We start from the raw sequence: 17,369 nt of genomic DNA, 5'->3' as shown, positions 1-17,369 counted from the left end.
AGAAGAAAAGGTTTCTTCCATAAAGATGAGTTTTCTTATTTATCATACCATTTCAAACTTTAGAAACGCATGCGTGGACACAAAAAAGCATGAGAGACAAGGCCCTCATGCTTCGAGTTGTTGGTGATCGTATAGTGTTTCGAGTTCCCGACCATGAATGTACATGTGGAAACTAGATTTTGAGACTTCATACAGCGTGAACTGTGTTTCGCCAGCATTCAATTGCTCAAGAAGCGCAGGGCGCAACTCATCCGCACAGAACGCATACGGCAATTTTTCAGCTGCTTTTTGTGACCGAATATTGCTTTTGCGAATTTTCATGAAGACACTCTCATATCCGAGCTCGAAGAACAGCTCAGAGAAGAAGGCTTCTTTCGCTAAATGATTGTATCCTTTACCATGATACGGTTTACCTAACCATGTACCGAGAAACCCATATTGTCCTTCGATATCGAGTAAACTAATCGTACCAATCGGTTGATCGAATTCATCTAGGATGGTACGTGATACGATTTCACCACGTTCTTCCTCTTCGATTGCCTGCTTTGTAGTAAACAGAAATTCATCAAAGTACCGTGTTTTTTGGCGGACGTACGGATATACGTCTTGATGCTGCATCAGTTCGAACAAATCAGCGCAGTCGCTCAGCTCCCGTTGCTTGAGCATACTTCCATTCCTCCTTTTAGGACCGCAAGAATGATTGTCGAAAGCTACCTGTCTGACTCGTTTGAACCGCGCATGGTATGCCTTCTTCAGTTGTCGGATAAGATAATATTACCTTCTTTTTTTAAAATTGCAAGAAAATAATTTTTGTGAAAAAAGATACAAAAACAAGATGTTTTCCGTAAGCGTCTAAAACCCCCGAAAGGTGCAAAAAACACCTGGCGGGGGTGGGATTAAGTCAAGTTCAGTTGAGCGTGTTCAAAAATGATTTTTCCATCAATCATCGTCATGAGCGGCTTCGCTAAATAGTCGAGTGGGAAGTGACTCCACAAGACGAGATCCGCGTCTTTTCCGACCTCGATCGATCCGACACGATCGTCCACACCGAGCGAACGGGCTGGATGAATCGTGATCGCGCGTAAGGCGACATCGACCGGTAGACCTTCTCGTGCGGCAAGACCAGCACAGAGGTTCAAGTATTGGACAGGCGTGTATGGATGATCGGTCGTAATCGAAATTTCAAGACCATGTTCGTGAAGAATCCGGTACGTTTCCCATGTCTTATTCTTCAGTTCGATTTTAGACTTTCGCGTAAAGGTTGGTCCAACCGTCACTTTTTCGATCGGTAATTGTTCCATCTCTTTTGCGACGAGATGACCTTCCGTGCAATGTTCGATGCGTAAATCAAGATCAAACTCTTCCGCGAAACGAATGGCGGAAAGGATATCATCTGCTCGATGTGCATGTACACGAAGCGGCATCTTGTGATCGAGGACCCGTTTGATCATTTGATGGGCGAAGGTTTCGGAAACCGGTTGCGTTCGAACTTCAAGAAAGGCTTCGCGCAACATCCCCATGATGCCCATCCGTGTCAGTTCACCGGCACGACCAGCACTATGGACACGCTTCGGGTTTTCACCGAGCGCCACCTTCAGACCCGCATACTTTCGAAGAATCATATCATCGATGAATCGTCCGTGCGTTTTGATGACACTCGTGACGCCACCGATGATGTTCATGCTACCCGGCATGACTTGAACGGTCGTGATTCCGTGTTCGACAGCTTCCTTAAAGCCTTCATCCAGCGGATAGACGCCATCAATGGCACGCAGATGAGGAGTCATCGCGAAAATCGTCTCATTCGCATCATTTCCGACGGTTCCGGTACCTTCGTCATATAATCCGAGATGTGTATGGGCATCGATGAAACCGGGCAATAAAAAGTGACCTTCTGCTTCAATGACTTGATCGTCTTCTAAATGATCCAGTAATTCACCGATTTCAATGATTTTCCCATCACGAATGCGGATGTCCCCGTAAAAACTGTCCGAAGTAATCGGATAGATATGTGCATTTCGAATTAAGATATCCAAGTATCGTCCACCCCTGTACTAGTTTGAATGCTCGATTGCTCGTAATGCATCCTTTAGTTCAGCATACCGAAACTTGTATCCGTTTTCGAGCGCTTTTTTCGGGACGACACGAGCTCCTTCTAGTACAATCGTACTCTTTTCACCGAGTGCGAGTTCTAATGCGAAGCGTGGTGCCGGGAGCCAGTGTGGGCGATGTAAGACTTTTCCGATCGTCTGTCCGAAACGGCGCATCGTCTCCGGGTGAGGCGCAGTGATGTTCAGCGGTCCTTCGACTGTCGGAGTTTCAAGCGCGAATAGGAATAAATCGACTAAATCATCGATATGGACCCAGGAGACCCACTGTTTACCGTCGCCCATCGTCCCACCACCAAACAAAACATAAGGCAGACGCATTAACGGATAAGCGCCACCGGCTTTCGTCAAGACGACACCGATTCGTGGATGGACGAGTCGAATGCCAGCGTCAGCAATCGGACGAGCAAGATCTTCCCACGCAACACAGACATGACTTAAGAAGTCAGCGGTCGGTGGAAGGGGTTGATCTTCAGAGAAGGTTTGATGCCGATCTTGTCCGTAAATGCCAACCGCAGAAGCAGACAAAACGACATTTGGTTTTTGATCGAGTGCTTCAACGATTCGCACGAGCTCCTTCGTCGTACTGACGCGGCTGTCGAGAATGACGCGTTTACGTTCATCCGTCCAACGTCCGTCGTTGATCGAAGCACCAGCCAGATGAATGAATGCATCGACGCCCTCTAAGTGCTGTTCCGGTTTTGCGTCTTCTGTCATCCACTTGATATATGTGACATGCGCATCGTTCGCTTTCGGATGACGCGTCAAGATAAATATGTGATGTCCTTGCTCTAATAAACGCTTCGTCAAGGCTTGACCAATCATACCGGTTCCACCGGTAATCGCAATGTTCATGTAATTCATCCTCCCTGAAATAAGTAAAAGTAGCTTCTTTCCATTTGTTCCCGTTCCATGGTTTCACTCAAACATAGACCTGCCTGTTCATGATATCGTAGAACTACCGAGTCAGGTTAGAGGAGGGAATGTAATGAAGATCAAACGGATCTCGACACAGAAAAAGAACAGCGAACGATTTAATATCTATGTCGAGCGTGATGGCAAAGAAGAGTATGCCTTTGCCGTAGACGTCGATATTTTAATCAAATACAATCTGCAACGCGATAAAGAACTCGATGATGACTTCGTCAAGGAAGTATTGACGGCTGAAGAACAGCAGAAAGCATATCGTCTCTCATTGAATCATTTATCGTACCGCATGCGGGCGACGAGTGAAGTCGTCGCGTATTTAACAGAGAAAGAGACACCGGAGCATGCGATCAAACATGCAATCGAGCGATTGACAGAGCAACGCTATCTGGATGATCAACAGTTCGCACTTGCTTATACGGCAACGAAAAAAGCGACGACACCACAAGGACCTGGACGGATTCGCCGCGACCTTGAGGCATTGAAGATACCGAAGACAGCGATTGATGAAGCGATCGTGACGTTTACGGATGAAGAGGAATACGAAAAAGTCCTGAAGTTTTTGCGGCAAAAGCAAAAAGAGCTGCAACGGCGTTCCGTGCGGGAACTGACGCAAAAGCTACAGATGACACTCATGCAACGCGGTTTCTCGTCCGACTTGATCAAGGCGGGTATCGAAGAGGTGTTCCGAGCTGAAGAAGGGGACGAAGAAGAACAAGCGGCCCTTTATCAAGCACGCAAGTATTATCCGAAATACCGGCAACTTGAACCGTTCGAACGCGAACAGAAAGTGAAGCAAGCGCTCGTCCGAAAAGGATTTCCATACGGACTAGCGGCTCAAGTCCTTGAACAAGTCAAAGAAGAAGAGGTGGAATAATAAAAGCAAGACGAAAAATTGACAATTATCCGACAATTGTGCTATTCTACGCACAGACTAAGAAAAGGAGGAACCGTCCTATGAAAAAGCCAATTGGTTTCACTCATATCCAACAGCTGAATACGACGGAGACTCTTGAGCACGTATAAGTAATTCATTTCATGTGCGAGCAAGGGGATTCGTCTCCCGAGCGCGCAGACGAACAAGAATGGATCATGCCCATTTCAAGGCATACTGATTCTCGGACTGCATCCGGAAATCCGTATGCCTTTTTGCGTGCTCGGAAAAAGTAGTTCATTTCACAGTAAAGGGGGGACCCTCATGCGTTTATTTAAGCAATTGAGTTGGTTTCTTAAAGAACACAAATCATCGTACCTCGTAGCAGTCGTCTTGTTAATCATCACCGGCTTCATCGATTTAACGCCACCGTGGCTGATCGGTAAGGTCATCGACGGTTTACGATCAGGGTCGATGGACCGGACGACACTTTTGCAGTATGTCATCGGATTAACAGCCATTTCTATCGTTTCCTTCCTCTTGACGTATCAATGGTTAGCGAAATTATTCGGAACGGCCTTTTTATTAGAACGGACGCTGCGGAGCCGCTTCTTTACGCACTTATTAAAACTGACGCCGACATTCTATCAAAAGAATCGGACGGGAGACTTGATGGCGCTCGCGACGAACGACTTAAAGGCGGTCGAGCGGACAGCCGGATTTGGTGTCTTGACGCTTGTCGACTCGTTGAACATGACAGCGATCACGCTTGTTGTCATGGGTGTCGCGATCGATTGGAAGCTGACGCTTGCTGCCTTGTTACCGATGCCGCTTCTCGCCTACGCGATGAATAAGCTCGGAAGTCAGATTCACGGGCGTTTCATCACGGCCCAGGATTCGTTCGGAACGATGAATGATCAGGTCGTCGAGTCGATTTCCGGACTGCGTGTCATTCGCTCGTTCGTCCAAGAACCAGTCGACGTTAAACGGTTCGACGATGTCACGACGGATGTTTTTGAGAAAAACATGCATGTCGCAAAAATCGATGTCTTATTTGAACCGATCATCAAGTTGCTCGTCGGGTTTAGTTACTTGATCGGCTTATCGTTCGGGACATATCTCGTCTTTACGAACGACATCACGCTCGGACAATTGGTCGCCTTTAACATCTATCTCGGGATGCTGATCTGGCCGATGTACGCCTTTGGTGAATTGATCAATGTCATCCAGCGCGGAACAGCAAGTCTTGATCGCTTAGAAGCAACGATGCGAGTCAAACCGTTGATTGCTTCGACACCGCGGAAACACGTCGATCGCCCTGAACGGATCGAGATGAACGATTTGACGTTTACGTATCCAGAGACAGCCCATCCGGTCTTACGAGATTTGAATATGACGATTGAACAAGGAACAACGATCGGTATCGTCGGACCAACGGGATCCGGGAAAACGACGTTCTTGCGTCAATTCTTACGTGAGTATCCAATCGGACGGGACATGTTGACAGTCAACGGCGTACCGTATGAAGATGTTGCGCTAGAGACGGTTCGCGGTTGGACGGGCTATGTGTCACAAGAACATTTACTATTTTCAAAATCTGTTCGGGATAACATTTTGTTTGGTGCAGGTGAAGCGACAGAAGAAGAATTGCAGGAAGCGATTCGTCTCGCATCGTTCGAAAAAGATATCGAGACGCTGGAGCAAGGACTTGAGACGATGGTCGGTGAACGTGGCGTTACGTTGTCGGGAGGACAAAAGCAACGTCTGTCAATCGCGCGGGCGATGTTAAAAAAACCAGAGTTGCTGTTGCTGGATGATTCATTATCAGCGGTAGACGCGAAAACGGAATCACATATCATCGATTCAATTCGATCGAATCGCCACCAATCGACGACATTAATTGTTGCCCATCGCTTATCGGCAGTGGCACATGCGGACGAAATCATCGTCTTGCAAGACGGAATGATTTCTGAACGAGGAACACATGACAGCCTGATGGCACAAAATGGCTGGTACGCTCAACAATTCGAGCGACAAAGTGAAGAAATGTAAGGAGGTGCCTTTGCATGAATGAATTGGAATTATATCAACTCGATCCGGCACGTCGGAAGACGACGATCCGTTCGTTGATCCGCTATGCGATGCATGAGAAACAAGCGATCTTCTTAGGATTGTTTCTACTCGTACTGGCAGTCGGTGCGGAATTGACAGGTCCGTATATCGCGAAAGTCATCATCGATGAACATATCGTAGCGATTGAAAAGGACTGGGTCGAAGTTAAAGCAGACGGTGCGGTCACGTATGACGGTCGTCAGTTCGCCAAAGCACAAGACGTATCTAAAAGTGAGATCGTTCGATCCGTCTCGATCGTCCAAACGACCAACGGCTACTTTTTCGTACCAAAACAAGTCGTCAGTGGGGGAGAGCGGAAAATCAGTGGAAATACGATGACGGTCACGCGTGGAGACAATGTGTACACGTATGATAATATTCAAAAACTGACACAAGGACAGGTCTATGATTTTTATTCAAAGGACTTAAAAGCAATCGGCTGGTTGTCCTTGATCTATGTTCTTTTGCTACTTGCAGCAGCTGGTTTGAACTGGATTCAACAAATCTTGCTCCAGCGATCTGCTCATAAAATCATCAAACGGATGCGGCTTGATGTCTTTACGCATCTGCAACGGTTACCGGTTCGTTATTTCGACCAGACGCCAATCGGGAAAATCGTTAGTCGCGTCACGAATGATACGGAAACGATTCGCGATTTATATCTCGGTGTGCTCGCACGAGTCTTCTCAGGGATCATCACGATGGCAGGGATTCTCGTCGCGATGTTCTTCCTCGATTATCGCTTAGGACTCGTCTCGCTAATCATTATTCCGATCGTCTATTTCTGGATTCAGCTGTTCCAGAAACTCGCGACGAAGAATAACTTCAAAGTCCGTTCACTCGTTGCCGACATGAATGGTCAACTGAATGAGAACATCCAGACGATGCCGATCATTCAGGCTTATGCACGTGAGAAGGAAGTTCTTGCTGAATTCGAACAAAAGAATGAAGAGAACTATCAGACACGGGCAAAGTTGTTACGACTTGATGCCTTGATGTCACACAACTTATCCTACTTTTTGAAAAACTTGACGCTCGCCTTGTTGATTTGGGTCGTCGGCGGAAAAAGTCTGACGAATGGATCGTTTTTATCACTCGGGATCTTATATGCGTATATCGATTACGTGTCCCGTTTATTCGAACCGGTCACTCAAATCATGAATCAGCTGTCACCGCTACAACAAGCGCTCGTGTCAGCGGACCGAATGTTCCAGTTGCTCGACGAAAAGGGCGAGCCGGTCGAACAAGGGCGCGTTGCTCGGTTTAAAGGAGCGGTATCCTTCAAAGACGTCGAATTCAGTTACGAAGCGGGAAATCCCGTATTACGTGAAATTCAAATCGATGCTCGTCCTGGCGCGACGATTGCCCTCGTCGGTCATACGGGTAGCGGGAAAAGTTCAATCATGAATTTATTGATGCGTTTTTATGATCCGTCAAAGGGACAGTTGTTGATTGACGGACAGGACGTGACGACTTTACCGAAACAAGCGGTTCGTGAGCATATGGGGATCGTCTTACAGGATCCGTTCCTCTTCACAGGAACGATTCGCTCGAACATCACACTCGGCAATCCTGATATTTCCGAAGAACGAGTACGACAAGCGATCGAAGCTGTCGGCGCGGATCGGTTCATTGATCGTTTACCGAACGGGCTCGATGAACCAGTCATCGAAAAAGGTGCCACGTTATCAGCGGGGGAACGACAGTTGATCAGTTTTGCCCGTGCGTTAGCGTTTGATCCTGCAATCCTAGTTCTTGACGAAGCGACAGCGAGTGTTGACTCAGAAACGGAAGCGGTCATTCAAGATGCCTTGTTAACGTTAACGAAAGGACGAACGACGTTCATCATCGCCCATCGCTTGTCGACGATCAAGGATGCGGATGAGATTCTTGTTCTCGATCATGGTCGGATCGTCGAGCGAGGATCCCATGATGTGCTCCTTGCAACGTCCGGGATTTATGCGAAAATGTATGCGTTACAAAGTAAACGGAATCTTGAATTGAAATCAAGCTAATCCATCCAGTTTCTCCTCCTTTTCGTTTATACTGAAAAACGAAGAGGGGGAGTTTTTGTAATGGAGACACGGATGAGTCAATTATCGAAATACGAGCTTGAGATGTTGATCACGAAATTAAGTGAACAAAAACGAAAAGCGGAGCAACACGGGAACGTCAGCGAAGTGGAAGTCGTGACGCGAAAAATCGCCATTGCGAAAAGTTATTTGATCGATCCGGCACGATTCGAACGGGGAGCCTTTTACCGAATCGAAGGAGAAGAGGCACGATTTGAGTTACACTTCGTCAATGGCGTCATGGGTTGGGGACATTTTGAAGGAACGGCTCAGGAAGTCGCGATTCCGCTCGCGTTATTCACAGGAGAGGGAGAACAGACATGACGAATCGAGAACAAGCCCTTCAGCAACTGGCTGAAGAATTATTACAAGTGAATGAAGTATTAACCCCGGAAGAAGCACTGACGTGGGTCGAAGTGCTGTGGGAAGATTTCGAAGCGACACTCGCGCGCGCAGGTGAGAAATATCAAGGTGAAGCCGTTGCGGTTCATTTTGTCGAGCAGCAGATCAAACAGCACGGGGCAATGTTACACCGGTTTAATACGACGAACGAAAAATTCAAGCATTTGATGACAGGTCGAAACGTCGAATGAAAAAAGCTCCGCACATCGGGATTTCCGTTGCGCGGAGCTTTGTCTTTATAATGCAGGGATGAACAGTTTTTTCTGCAAGGTCCGTTCGCTAAACACCCAGCCGGTATAGGAGCTGACGATCTCTTGTGTGGCAGCGTCGATTCTGACGACGGCAACGAATGGATAGACTTCCTTCGTGAAGTAACGCAGGTTGGTGAAGCGGTATTCGACAATGCCATCCTTTCGTGAGACCGTATACGTATGAATCTTCGAAAACTCAAGAAACGCTTGCAAGTCCGCGTTTTGTTTGACGATTTCGTACAAGGCGTCACCGTGTGGTTCGTCCTTGATCCGGAAGTTTCCGCATTCGACGACGGTTCCACTGTTAATCTTAACGACGGAATACTCATCGCGTAAACGTGCCGCGACATGCCATTCATCCCATTTCATGCCAGGGGAGATGAACAGTTTATGCGCACCGCGATAATAGCGGGCTGCGGTCGCGAGGGCATCGTTTCGTAACTTGAATTGAACAGCGTAGTAGATGATGACGATAGCAATTAAAATCGGGAAGATGACGATCGTCGCTCGCGTTAGTAGCCAAATCCCGAACGCGGCATAATACATCGTGAACAGATATGGATCAAATGTATTGATGACACCCCAACCGATCCAGGATTTTTTGAACGGGTGTAAGGCTTGTGTTCCGTAAGCGTTAAACAGATCGACGAAGACATGAAGAGCGACAGCGATCTGTGCCATCAGCCATAATGAAGTCGGAGGTACACCGAATAACGTGCCGATGACGATCGAAAGTAATAATGGCCAAGCGAGCAAAGCGATCAAACCGTGTGATTTTCCGCGGTGTTGGCGCAAGTAGGCGCTGTTTCCTTTAAATTTAAAGACAGTATCGAAGTCCGGTGCGTGTGAGCCGACGAGCGCTGTCGTCGTCACGGCAGCAAACAGCGTCGTGCTCGCTGCGACGTCAGGGTGTAGCGTCGAGATGGCGGCGAGACAAAGTCCCATGCCAATATGCGTACCAGTATCCAATGCGAATTCGCTCCTTCTATGAAATCGTGATGGTGAATCCATCGTGGTTCTGCCGAGTAATTTTTAATTAATATATCGTATTTAAGAGAAAAGAGGTAACCTTTTGACTGTCGTTCAAGAATATTTCACAAACTTTAATAAAACACAATTTACCACAGAACTGATTGCCTGGTTCCTTCGTGAACAGCGAGATCTCCCGTGGCGAAGAACCAAAAACCCGTATCATATCTGGATTAGTGAAATCATGCTCCAACAAACGCGCGTCGATACAGTCATTCCGTATTATGAGCGCTTCACGAAACGTTTTCCGACACCGCATGATTTAGCAGAAGCGGATCAAAGTGAAGTCCTGAAGCACTGGGAGGGCTTAGGGTACTATTCCCGTGTCAAGAACCTTCAAATCGCGGTTCAGGAAGTTGTTGAAAAATATGATGGAATCGTGCCCGATGAAAAGGAATTGTTCAGTCAGCTGAAAGGCGTCGGTCCATACACGACAGGAGCGGTTCTATCGATTGCTTATGGACAAGCAGAACCAGCAGTAGACGGAAATGTGATGCGCGTTCTTTCGCGTGTGCTTGGAATCTATGAGGATATCGCTGTACCGAAGACGCGGAAATTGTTTGAAGCGGCGGTGCATCAATTGATTGATCCGGCTGATCCGTCCAGTTTCAATCAAGGTCTGATGGAACTCGGGGCGATGGTCTGTACGCCGAAGTCACCGATGTGTGGACTTTGTCCTGTTCAAGACGTTTGTTTTGCATATGACCGAAACGCACAGGAAGAACTGCCTGTGAAGACGAAGAAAGGGAAGACGCAAATAATTCCTTATGACGCTCTTGTTTATGAAGCAGACGGAAAAATCGCAATTGAACAACGGGGGGAGACCGGTTTGCTTGCAGGTATGTGGCAATATCCACTTCGAGAAGCGGAAGAAGAGCGTGAGGGAACGCTTGTCGGGCACGTCCGACATATCTTCTCACACCGGATTTGGGAGATCGCCGTCTATCGCGTGACGGAACAGCCGGATCAGACAGTACTCGTCGATCAGAAAACGTATGCGACGCATCCGATTTCTGTCGCGCAAATGAAGATTGATCGATTATTGAAGGGGGAGATCTAATGCGTACTTTTCGTTTTGAGACACGTGTTGATGCATCAAAGAAGCAAGCTTGGGATTTTTTAAGTGACGCCAAGGCATTGAGTCGATTGACGGTATTTCCGCAAGTGAAAACGTCGGGTGATACACGGACGCGAGCCGGGAATACGATTCGTCTACGTGTCGGAGTTTCTCCACTATTTGTCTCATGGACGTCTTGGATTCCTTTCGTAGAAGAATATGTCTTCGTTGATGTCGGCACAAAAGTCCCGTATCCGTTTCGCGCATGGTGTCACGTCCACCGGGTCGAAGAACGTGAATCTGGCGTCTATTTCATGGATGAAGTGACGTATGCATCCTTCTTACCTGCCTTCGTCATCGAAGCATTCATCTTGAAACCGATGTTCAAACAGCGAAAAAATGCGATTTTAAATCACTTTCAAGGCTGAATTCCGTCATTTTTCTGAAAAAATACCCTTTCGTTTTTCATGCGTTCTGAAAATGGGTATAATAAGCACGAGAGTATAACAGAATGGAAGAAAAACGCTTTAGAAAGGAGTAGCACATGAGTCGATTCCCAAAAGAAAGTAGCAAGATTGAGATTCAAAGTTTCAAACATAACGGGAGCTTACACAGAGTTTGGGAAGAAACGCTCGTGCTGAAATCGACGGAAGAAGAATTGATTGGGTTCAATGACCGTATCATGGTCAGTGAATCGGATGGTCGTCAGTGGCGAACGCGAGAGCCTGCAATCTGTTATTTTTCAACAGAACTCTGGTTCAATGTCATTTGTATGATTCGGGAGGATGGCATTTACTACTACTGTAACCTCGGGTCACCTTCTACGTTCGATGAGAAAGATCGAGCAGTCAAGTACATTGATTATGATTTAGATATCAAAGTGTATCCGGACATGTCCTACATGATCCTCGATGAGGACGAATATGAGAAACATCGCCGTGAAATGAACTATCCGAAGGCGATTGATCGTATTTTAAAGGATAATGTTCAAATCCTGATTCAGTGGATTCGTAGTCGCAAGGGTCCATTTAACCCGGCTTTCGTGGATATGTGGTATCGTGAATATGAAACAAGATATCGGAGATGATGGTTCGCCATCGTCTTTTTTTAGTTGAAGGAAGTGAAACATGTGGCAACACAAGCAAAACGTAAGAAACAAGGCTCGATTCGTCGGTATATGGCGTTCGTCAAGCCGTATCAAAAACAGATCCTCTTGACGGTCTTCGTCGGGATCATCAAGTTCTCGATCCCACTCGGACTTCCATTGTTGTATAAGTACATCATCGACCATATCCTAACTGGGAACACGATGCCGATGGCGGAAAAAAGTAAGCAATTGGCATATTTGATCGGAGCAGGTGTCTTCATCTTCTTGATCGTCAAGCCGCCGCTTGAATACGTTCGCCAATATCTCGCACAATGGTCAGCGTCGAAGATTCTATTTGACGTACGGAACCGATTGTTTGATCATGTTCAGAAATTGTCGCTTCGTTTTTATTCGAACACAAAAACGGGGGAAGTCATTTCGCGGATCATCAATGATGTCGAGCAGACGAAAGACTTCGTCGTCACAGGATTAATGAATCTATGGCTTGATATGATCACGATTTTTATTGCGATTGCCATCATGTGGACGATTGATCCGAAGTTGACGCTTATCGCCATCATTCCTTTACCCTTCTACGCCCTCGCCGTTAAGTTCTTTTACGGTCGCTTACGTGGATTGACACGGGAACGCTCGGCAGCACTTGCGGAGCTACAAGGTCATTTGACGGAGCGGGTCAACGGCATGGCGGTCATCCGTAGTTTTGCACTGGAACCACACGAGAACAAAGCGTTCAAACATCAAAATGATGGGTTCTTAAAAGCAGCGCTTCGTCAAACGAACTGGAATGCGCGGACATACGTCGTCGTCTCGACGATTACGGACTTCGCACCAATCCTGATCTTCGGAACGGCGGCGTTCTTCGTCTTGAACGGACATGTGACACTTGGGACGATGGTCGCGTTCATTGGTTATATCGACCGTCTGTATGCACCGCTCGGTCGTCTCGTCAACTCCTCAACGACGTTGACACAGTCGATCGCTTCGATGGACCGGATGTTCGAGTTTTTAGATGAGCCGTATGACATCACGGAAAAACCGAATGCGCGCGAACCGAAAGATGTCCGCGGGAACGTTCAGTTCGAAGATATCAGCTTTGCTTATGAAGAAGGCGGCGAGCTGGCGATCGATCGCTTGACGCTTGACGTTCAGGCAGGCGAACGGATTGCTTTCGTCGGGATGTCAGGTGGCGGGAAATCAACGCTCGTCAGTTTGATTCCGCGTTTTTATGATGTGTCTGCCGGTCGGATCACGCTTGACGGTGTTGATATTCGTGACTTGAAGTTGCGAGGTCTTCGCGATCAGATCGGGATGGTCATGCAGGAATCGATTCTATTTAGTGAGTCGGTCCAAATGAACATCAAGATGGGGAATCCGAACGCGACGGACGAGGAAGTCATCGCAGCAGCAAAAGCAGCGAATGCCCACGAATTCATCGAACGATTACCGAACGGTTATCATACGCCGGTCGGTGAACGAGGCGTTAAGCTATCGGGTGGTCAAAAACAACGTCTTGCGATTGCGCGGGTCTTCTTGAAGAATCCGCCGATTCTAATCTTGGATGAGGCGACGAGTGCGCTCGATTTAGAGAGCGAAGCGATGATTCAAGATTCGTTAGCGCGTCTTGCAAAAGGGCGGACAACGTTTACTGTCGCGCACCGTTTATCAACGATTACCGATGCCGATAAGATCGTCGTCATTGAAAATGGTCAGATTACGGAAATTGGCACACACGAAGTTCTCATGCAAAAACGAGGCGCTTATTTTGAACTGTATGCCATTCAAAATCTGGAACTCGTCGAATAACAAAAAACAGCGCCCCTTGCGAGGGCGCTGCTTTTTTAGTGAAGAGACTTAAAGTCGAGCAAAGGCACGATTGACTGCTGCGATCGTCTCCTTGATGTCGGCTTCCGTATGTTCTGTCGTCAGGAACCACGCTTCGTATTTCGAAGGGGCAAGGTTGACGCCTTCTTCTAGCATCAATTTGAAGAAACGTCCGAACATCTCGCTATCTGCACGTTCTGCACCATCGTAATCGATAACTGTTTCATCCGTGAAGTAGACCGTCATGGCACCTTTTAGACGGTTGATCGTAATCGTGACGTCATGACGTTTTGCTGCTTCTAGCACACCTTGTTCGAGTAAGGCGCCAAGGTGATCGAGTTGTTCATAGACACCAGGCTTCTCAAGTAATTCAAGACAAGCGATACCCGCAGCCATGGATGCTGGGTTACCTGCCATCGTACCTGCTTGGTAAGCCGGACCGAGTGGCGCGACGTGTTCCATGATTTCTTTGCGACCGCCATAAGCGCCGATCGGTAAACCACCACCGATGATTTTGCCGAGTGCCGTCATATCGGGACGGATATCGAGTAACTCTTGTGCACTGCCGTACGTGAAACGGAAGGCTGTGATGACTTCATCATAGATGACGAGTGCGCCGTGTGCATGCGTGATTTCGTTGACCGCAGCAAGGAATCCAGGTTGCGGTTCGACGATACCGAAGTTTCCGACGATCGGTTCAACGAGTACACAAGCGACTTGATCGCCCCATTGCTCCATGATTTGACGGTACGATTCGATATCATTGAACGGTGTCGTGATGACTTCTTTTGCCGTCGCTTTCGTGACACCAGCTGAATCGGGAGAACCAAGTGTCGCCGGTCCGCTACCTGCTGCAATCAGCATCAAATCCGAGTGACCGTGGTAACATCCACTGAACTTCACGACGAGCTCGCGACCTGTATACGCACGCGCGACGCGAATCGTTGTCATGACGGCTTCTGTTCCCGAGTTCGTAAAGCGTACTTTTTCAAGCGATGGGATTGCTTTTTGTAGTTTATGTGCAAAGTCGATTTCTAGACGGTGTGGTGTGCCGTAAAGAAGACCGTTTTGGGCAGCATGAGTGATCGCTTCCGTAATGTGAGGGTGACCGTGTCCCGTGATGATTGGACCATAGGCTGCTAAGTAATCGATATAGCGATTGCCATCGACATCATAAAAGTAAGCACCTTCTCCGCGTTCCATATAGACAGGTGCGCCGCCACCGACGGCTTTGAATGAACGGGATGGGCTGTTGACGCCACCAACGATACACTCTTGTGCGATTTCATATAACGCCTCTGAAGTAGGACGTGTAGTGTGGGTAGACATGAGGATTCCTCCAATCGATGATTCGTGAAAAATATCACGATATGATTGTATCATGGACGTCAAATCCGGTGCAGAGCCGTTGACGGAATGACTTTTTGTAGGTAGACTAATTATAAAGATTACAATCTGATAATCAATGAAAGATAGAAATGAGGGGATGGACGTGGCTAACGAAATGCTAGATGACGCCGTGAAGTCGCTTCGGGAATCAGGCGTTCGAATGACACCACAACGTCACGCGATTTTGGAATATTTAACGACGGGACACACGCATCCGACAGCGGATGAGATTTATCGTGCACTCGAACATCGTTTTCCAAACATGAGTGTGGCGACTGTATATAATAACTTACGCGTGTTTCGAGAAAAAGGAATCGTTGAGGAAATGAATTACGGAGACGCTTCAAGTCGCTTCGACTTCGTTACGACACGCCATTACCACATGATCTGTGAAAATTGCGGAAAGATCGTTGACTTCAACTATCCTGTGCTCGATGATGTCGAAACGGTTGCGGCGCACTTAACAGGCTTTAAAGTCGATCGTCACCGATTAGAAGTGTACGGAACTTGCCCGGACTGTCAATCGAATGTCCAATAAAAAAACGAGCTGCCTTAGCGGGGAGCTCGTTTATTGTGTTTATTATATTTTTCATCGAATTCTTTACCTTCAAGAGATGGATCCATCGTCAGTGGTTCATCGCAATGCATACATAAGTCGACGCGACCAAGGACTTTTGTTTCTTTTCCACAGTTCGGACAAGTGACGACAGCTGCCTTCGTTGATGTCAGACCAATCAAGAAATAGAGTGCCGTACTGGCGAGAACCATGACGAAACCGAGAAGCATGAGTAAGACCATGATGATCTCGAATTGTTTGAGTAATAGACCGCCATACATGACGAGCATCCCACCGAAGACGAGAAACATAGCTAAGTTTCGCGCGCGGTTTATTTTATTTTTACGTTGTTTTTTCAAGTGAATTCCCCCTGTTGTCAGTCTAGCATAAGAAGTGGGATTGCCTGAAGAAGGAAAGCTTGTTTTTTTGTCGAAAATGGTAACGACGAGTTCGTATAGAAGGGTGAGAAGTACATGGAACAAGCAACACGAACGATTTATTCGGAGTACGCGGCTTATCGTGAAACACAAGGGATCATTGCTGTTGAGAAACGGCAACCACGGGATTCCCTGACAGATCAATTTGATACACTTCTTGTTGTCATCACAAGAGATCCGGAAGTCGAATGGACGATTAAACATTACCGATTGAATACGTTGAAAGTATCTTTACATCTTGTACACGAGGATGTGTTATCGCGTTGGATTTTATTGAACGCTAATCGACGCGCGATTCACTGGATTGCTGAAGGGACGATCGTATTCGAACGAAACGATTACTTAGTTGACTTAAAAAGACAACTACTCGATTTTCCTGATGAGGAACGATATTTACAGATGACGATTTCCTTTGCTAAATTGTTGCGTCGTTTCCAAGATGGAAGAAACTTGTTTAGTCGCGGACATCATTATGATGCCTATACACATGTCCATCATGCGTTGCATCACCTGGCACGGTTATCCGTCCTCGAAAAAGGAAAACATCCTGAAACGGTCGTTTGGGAACAGGCGCGACTCGATGACCCGGATGTCTATAAACTATACGAGCAATTATTGATGAGTGAAGAGACACTAGATCAACGTATTCATCTTGCTTTGATTGGGCTTGAGCACCTTTTGCAGTCCAAGGTTTTATCGGGAGGACGCTATTTATTCGAAATTATGCGTGAACGGACGGATCCTTGGACGATGTATGAATTGATGGAAGAAGAACGATTGCAAGAAGTTAAAGTAGATTTGAGCAGCTTAATCGATTTCTTCATGCGAAAAGGTTTGATTCGTATCTCATATCAAACGACTAAAGGGGCGGGAGTCGAACTCGTGACGTATGAGCCGGTCGTATGACGATCGGCTTTACTTTTTCTTAGAATTGTTTTTGCTATATATAGAAGAAAAAAGATTTCAAAAGTTTTTTTAGAAAAACTATTGACGGTATTATACCGAGATAGTATATTAATACATGTCGACAGGGCAACACGCGCTGGACGGTGACAAGAAAGAAAAAAGATTTCAAAAAAGGATTGACGCTTAAGTTATTCCGTGATATCTTATTAAAGTCGCTGAAAACGACACGACGAACTTTGAAAACTGAACGATGAGGCAAAAATCGTATTCTACGGAATACAAACATGAATGAAGCGCAAGCTTCGTCAATCGTGACTTCG

General features: G+C 46.9%; 17 protein-coding genes. 11 read left to right on the top strand and 6 right to left on the bottom strand.

The features are described from left to right. Positions 1–105 precede the first annotated feature (105 nt). The 3 genes from B2U10_RS11620 to B2U10_RS11610 form a co-directional block, all read right to left on the bottom strand. Positions 106–666: a GNAT family N-acetyltransferase gene (locus B2U10_RS11620; RefSeq protein ID WP_023467300.1), complete on the bottom strand. Its 561-nt coding sequence runs from the start codon at positions 664–666 to the stop codon at positions 106–108. A gap of 230 nt (positions 667–896) precedes the next feature. Continuing rightward, positions 897–2,036: an amidohydrolase gene (locus tag B2U10_RS11615; protein WP_035412712.1), complete on the bottom strand. Its 1,140-nt coding sequence runs from the start codon at positions 2,034–2,036 to the stop codon at positions 897–899. A gap of 18 nt (positions 2,037–2,054) precedes the next feature. Further along, entirely contained in the window at positions 2,055–2,963 is a 909-nt protein-coding gene (locus B2U10_RS11610) for a TIGR01777 family oxidoreductase (protein ID WP_214861216.1), read from the bottom strand. A 133-nt stretch (positions 2,964–3,096) separates the two neighbouring features. Here B2U10_RS11610 and B2U10_RS11605 point away from each other — a divergent pair, with 133 nt between their 5' ends. The 5 genes from B2U10_RS11605 (at position 3,097) to B2U10_RS11585 (ending at position 8,686) form a co-directional block, all read left to right on the top strand. Further along, positions 3,097–3,912: a RecX family transcriptional regulator gene (locus B2U10_RS11605; protein ID WP_290787843.1), complete on the top strand. Its 816-nt coding sequence runs from the start codon at positions 3,097–3,099 to the stop codon at positions 3,910–3,912. A gap of 321 nt (positions 3,913–4,233) precedes the next feature. Beyond that, on the top strand, positions 4,234–5,961 hold the full coding sequence (locus tag B2U10_RS11600; protein ID WP_290787841.1) for an ABC transporter ATP-binding protein: 1,728 nt from the start codon (positions 4,234–4,236) through the stop codon (positions 5,959–5,961). Positions 5,962–5,975: 14 nt separating this feature from the next. After that, complete coding sequence (locus B2U10_RS11595; RefSeq protein WP_290787839.1) at positions 5,976–8,036, top strand: ABC transporter ATP-binding protein; 2,061 nt, start codon at positions 5,976–5,978, stop codon at positions 8,034–8,036. 60 nt (positions 8,037–8,096) lie between these two features. After that, on the top strand, positions 8,097–8,417 hold the full coding sequence (locus tag B2U10_RS11590) for a DUF1811 family protein (protein ID WP_023467306.1): 321 nt from the start codon (positions 8,097–8,099) through the stop codon (positions 8,415–8,417). Next, positions 8,414–8,686 carry a YfhJ family protein gene (locus B2U10_RS11585; protein WP_023467307.1) on the top strand — a complete coding sequence of 91 codons (273 nt, stop codon included), beginning with the start codon at positions 8,414–8,416 and terminating at the stop codon, positions 8,684–8,686. The genes B2U10_RS11590 and B2U10_RS11585 overlap by 4 nt, the downstream gene beginning before the upstream one ends. Positions 8,687–8,731: 45 nt before the next feature. Here B2U10_RS11585 and B2U10_RS11580 read toward each other — a convergent pair whose 3' ends face one another. Further along, on the bottom strand, positions 8,732–9,715 hold the full coding sequence (locus B2U10_RS11580) for a metal-dependent hydrolase (RefSeq protein ID WP_035412727.1): 984 nt from the start codon (positions 9,713–9,715) through the stop codon (positions 8,732–8,734). A 103-nt stretch (positions 9,716–9,818) separates the two neighbouring features. Between B2U10_RS11580 and mutY the strand changes: the two genes are divergently transcribed. From mutY to B2U10_RS11560, 4 genes are all read left to right on the top strand, one after another. After that, positions 9,819–10,835: an A/G-specific adenine glycosylase gene (mutY, locus tag B2U10_RS11575; protein WP_290787837.1), complete on the top strand. Its 1,017-nt coding sequence runs from the start codon at positions 9,819–9,821 to the stop codon at positions 10,833–10,835. Further along, positions 10,835–11,260: a hypothetical protein gene (locus B2U10_RS11570; protein WP_290787835.1), complete on the top strand. Its 426-nt coding sequence runs from the start codon at positions 10,835–10,837 to the stop codon at positions 11,258–11,260. The genes mutY and B2U10_RS11570 overlap by 1 nt, the downstream gene beginning before the upstream one ends. A gap of 116 nt (positions 11,261–11,376) precedes the next feature. Then, positions 11,377–11,919 (top strand): nucleoside tri-diphosphate phosphatase, encoded by a 543-nt coding sequence (gene ntdP / locus B2U10_RS11565; RefSeq protein ID WP_023467311.1) that lies wholly within the window; start codon positions 11,377–11,379, stop codon positions 11,917–11,919. Between the two features lie 90 nt (positions 11,920–12,009). Next, positions 12,010–13,743: an ABC transporter ATP-binding protein gene (locus B2U10_RS11560; protein WP_290788110.1), complete on the top strand. Its 1,734-nt coding sequence runs from the start codon at positions 12,010–12,012 to the stop codon at positions 13,741–13,743. A gap of 48 nt (positions 13,744–13,791) precedes the next feature. Here B2U10_RS11560 and B2U10_RS11555 read toward each other — a convergent pair whose 3' ends face one another. Then, positions 13,792–15,090 carry a glutamate-1-semialdehyde 2,1-aminomutase gene (locus tag B2U10_RS11555; RefSeq protein ID WP_290787833.1) on the bottom strand — a complete coding sequence of 433 codons (1,299 nt, stop codon included), beginning with the start codon at positions 15,088–15,090 and terminating at the stop codon, positions 13,792–13,794. A gap of 175 nt (positions 15,091–15,265) precedes the next feature. Here B2U10_RS11555 and perR point away from each other — a divergent pair, with 175 nt between their 5' ends. Then, positions 15,266–15,688 carry a peroxide-responsive transcriptional repressor PerR gene (gene perR, locus B2U10_RS11550; RefSeq protein ID WP_369792039.1) on the top strand — a complete coding sequence of 141 codons (423 nt, stop codon included), beginning with the start codon at positions 15,266–15,268 and terminating at the stop codon, positions 15,686–15,688. A 14-nt stretch (positions 15,689–15,702) separates the two neighbouring features. Here perR and B2U10_RS11545 read toward each other — a convergent pair whose 3' ends face one another. Beyond that, a complete protein-coding gene (locus B2U10_RS11545; protein WP_029340912.1) occupies positions 15,703–16,065 on the bottom strand; it encodes a DUF2614 family zinc ribbon-containing protein in 363 nt (120 codons plus the stop codon). A gap of 114 nt (positions 16,066–16,179) precedes the next feature. Between B2U10_RS11545 and B2U10_RS11540 the strand changes: the two genes are divergently transcribed. Then, entirely contained in the window at positions 16,180–17,049 is an 870-nt protein-coding gene (locus tag B2U10_RS11540) for a nucleotidyltransferase-like protein (protein WP_290787829.1), read from the top strand. Positions 17,050–17,369: the final 320 nt, after the last annotated feature.

This window comes from Exiguobacterium sp. UBA7533 (assembly GCF_002479335.1).
Lineage (GTDB): Bacteria > Bacillota > Bacilli > Exiguobacteriales > Exiguobacteriaceae > Exiguobacterium_A.
Note: the sequence above shows the minus strand (reverse complement) of the source record. Positions and strands in the feature narration are given on the sequence as shown.

Coding starts and splice junctions, on each gene's coding strand:
- B2U10_RS11620 (WP_023467300.1), bottom strand. CDS start 666: ATGCTCAAGCAACGGGAGCTGAGCGACTGCGCTGATTTGTTCGAACTG.
- B2U10_RS11610 (WP_214861216.1), bottom strand. CDS start 2,963: ATGAACATTGCGATTACCGGTGGAACCGGTATGATTGGTCAAGCCTTG.
- B2U10_RS11605 (WP_290787843.1), top strand. CDS start 3,097: ATGAAGATCAAACGGATCTCGACACAGAAAAAGAACAGCGAACGATTT.
- B2U10_RS11600 (WP_290787841.1), top strand. CDS start 4,234: ATGCGTTTATTTAAGCAATTGAGTTGGTTTCTTAAAGAACACAAATCA.
- B2U10_RS11595 (WP_290787839.1), top strand. CDS start 5,976: ATGAATGAATTGGAATTATATCAACTCGATCCGGCACGTCGGAAGACG.
- B2U10_RS11590 (WP_023467306.1), top strand. CDS start 8,097: ATGGAGACACGGATGAGTCAATTATCGAAATACGAGCTTGAGATGTTG.
- B2U10_RS11585 (WP_023467307.1), top strand. CDS start 8,414: ATGACGAATCGAGAACAAGCCCTTCAGCAACTGGCTGAAGAATTATTA.
- B2U10_RS11570 (WP_290787835.1), top strand. CDS start 10,835: ATGCGTACTTTTCGTTTTGAGACACGTGTTGATGCATCAAAGAAGCAA.
- ntdP (WP_023467311.1), top strand. CDS start 11,377: ATGAGTCGATTCCCAAAAGAAAGTAGCAAGATTGAGATTCAAAGTTTC.
- B2U10_RS11560 (WP_290788110.1), top strand. CDS start 12,010: ATGGCGTTCGTCAAGCCGTATCAAAAACAGATCCTCTTGACGGTCTTC.
- B2U10_RS11555 (WP_290787833.1), bottom strand. CDS start 15,090: ATGTCTACCCACACTACACGTCCTACTTCAGAGGCGTTATATGAAATC.
- perR (WP_369792039.1), top strand. CDS start 15,266: ATGCTAGATGACGCCGTGAAGTCGCTTCGGGAATCAGGCGTTCGAATG.
- B2U10_RS11540 (WP_290787829.1), top strand. CDS start 16,180: ATGGAACAAGCAACACGAACGATTTATTCGGAGTACGCGGCTTATCGT.